This is a genomic window from Endobacterium panacihumi (genome assembly GCF_050847465.1).
GTDB lineage: Bacteria > Pseudomonadota > Alphaproteobacteria > Rhizobiales > Rhizobiaceae > Neorhizobium > Neorhizobium panacihumi.
Window position 1 is genome coordinate 1 of sequence record NZ_JBOZRA010000020.1, and the last position, 1,479, is coordinate 1,479.

At 52.2% G+C, this 1,479-nt stretch carries 2 tRNA genes and 2 rRNA genes; all 4 read right to left on the bottom strand.

Annotation, left to right across the window (positions count from 1 at the left end):
- Positions 1-319, bottom strand: a 23S ribosomal RNA gene (locus ACRQ1B_RS29120); the annotation flags it as partial.
- Positions 320-872: 553 nt separating this feature from the next.
- Positions 873-948: transfer RNA gene (locus ACRQ1B_RS29125), tRNA-Ala, on the bottom strand.
- 118 nt (positions 949-1,066) lie between these two features.
- Positions 1,067-1,143, bottom strand: a tRNA-Ile gene (locus ACRQ1B_RS29130).
- 241 nt (positions 1,144-1,384) lie between these two features.
- Positions 1,385-1,479 (bottom strand): 16S ribosomal RNA (locus tag ACRQ1B_RS29135); the annotation flags it as partial.

Genomic DNA, 1,479 nt, shown 5'->3' on the forward strand with positions numbered 1-1,479 from the left:
CCTGGTCCGCGTTCGCTCGCCACTACTTGCGGAGTCTCGGTTGATGTCCTTTCCTTCAGGTACTTAGATGTTTCAGTTCCCTGAGTTCGCTTCTTACACCCTATGTATTCAGGTGTAGATACCTTATAACAATACCTAGAAACCTAAACCGTACCGAAGTACGGCTTAAACTTTCTAGGTATTTAAGGTGGGTTGCCCCATTCGGAGATCCATGGATCAAAGCTTATTCGCAGCTCCCCACGGCTTTTCGCAGCGTATCACGTCCTTCTTCGCCTGTGCATGCCAAGGCATCCACCAAATGCCCTTACGACACTTAATCGTTCTCATTGCCAATGCTCATCAATATAGCCTGCTCGTTAGAACAGGCAGCCGGGCTACCTTTTACAACCCAACCATCTCATGATGCCATCGACGTGTTCTTTTTCGATCGGATCACTTTATTGGAGCTACGCCGAGCAGCTCTCTTGTGTCCGATCTTAAGACCAGCTTCTCGAGATTAAATCCGGGTCCGTGCGGTTAGCAAACGGACATCAATAAGTCGTCAGATGAACCCGAAGGCTCAAACAACGACCGACCAGAGTGACAAGCTTCCTATCTCCACCGATCCCTCTTTCGTGTCCGGCCGGCTAGGCCATCAACGACATCATAAGGATCAGCTTCAAACCCGGACCTAAATCCGAACCTGGAAGCCTCCAGATCAATCTTCTCTTCACGATTTTTGCAGAACAGGCACAAGACCAGACGGTCTGTGCAAACTTATTTTTCTTCAGAAGACAATGTTTTGCACCCCGTAGACCAGAGGTCGTCGGCCATCGTTGGCCGGCCCGTCCGGAGCGCAGCGGCGTCAGCCGCGACAGCGTCAGGACACAAAATGGTGGAGCTGAGCGGGATCGAACCGCTGACCCCCTGCTTGCAAAGCAGGTGCTCTCCCAGCTGAGCTACAGCCCCAATTCCTTGGGAACAGCCCGTACTGACAGGATCAGTCAAAGCCCGTTCATCAACACCATATCCGCAAAGCTCATCCAGACCCAAGTCCGTCACCATGTCCACCACGCACAAAAGCGAATGGTGGGCCTGGGAAGACTTGAACTTCCGACCCCACGCTTATCAAGCGTGTGCTCTAACCAACTGAGCTACAGGCCCATTCGCTTGCAAGGCTTTTTCAACCCCACATCCTGGACACCGAGCTTGCGGTAATTGTCTTCTTGAAGAAAGAGAAACGTAGTCGGCGGCACTTCGCCATACCATCCGGCTGCATCGAAGCAGCTCCGTGGCGTATTGCGTTTCGATGGTCACCTGACTGGTGCCATCTATTGTTCTAAAAAGTACGGGAAGGTTCATCCTATTCAAGACAGGCGTCTTACCAATTCCACAACTTCCTTAGAAAGGAGGTGATCCAGCCGCAGGTTCCCCTACGGCTACCTTGTTACGACTTCACCCCAGTCGCTGACCCTACCGTGGTTAGCTGCCTCCTTGCGG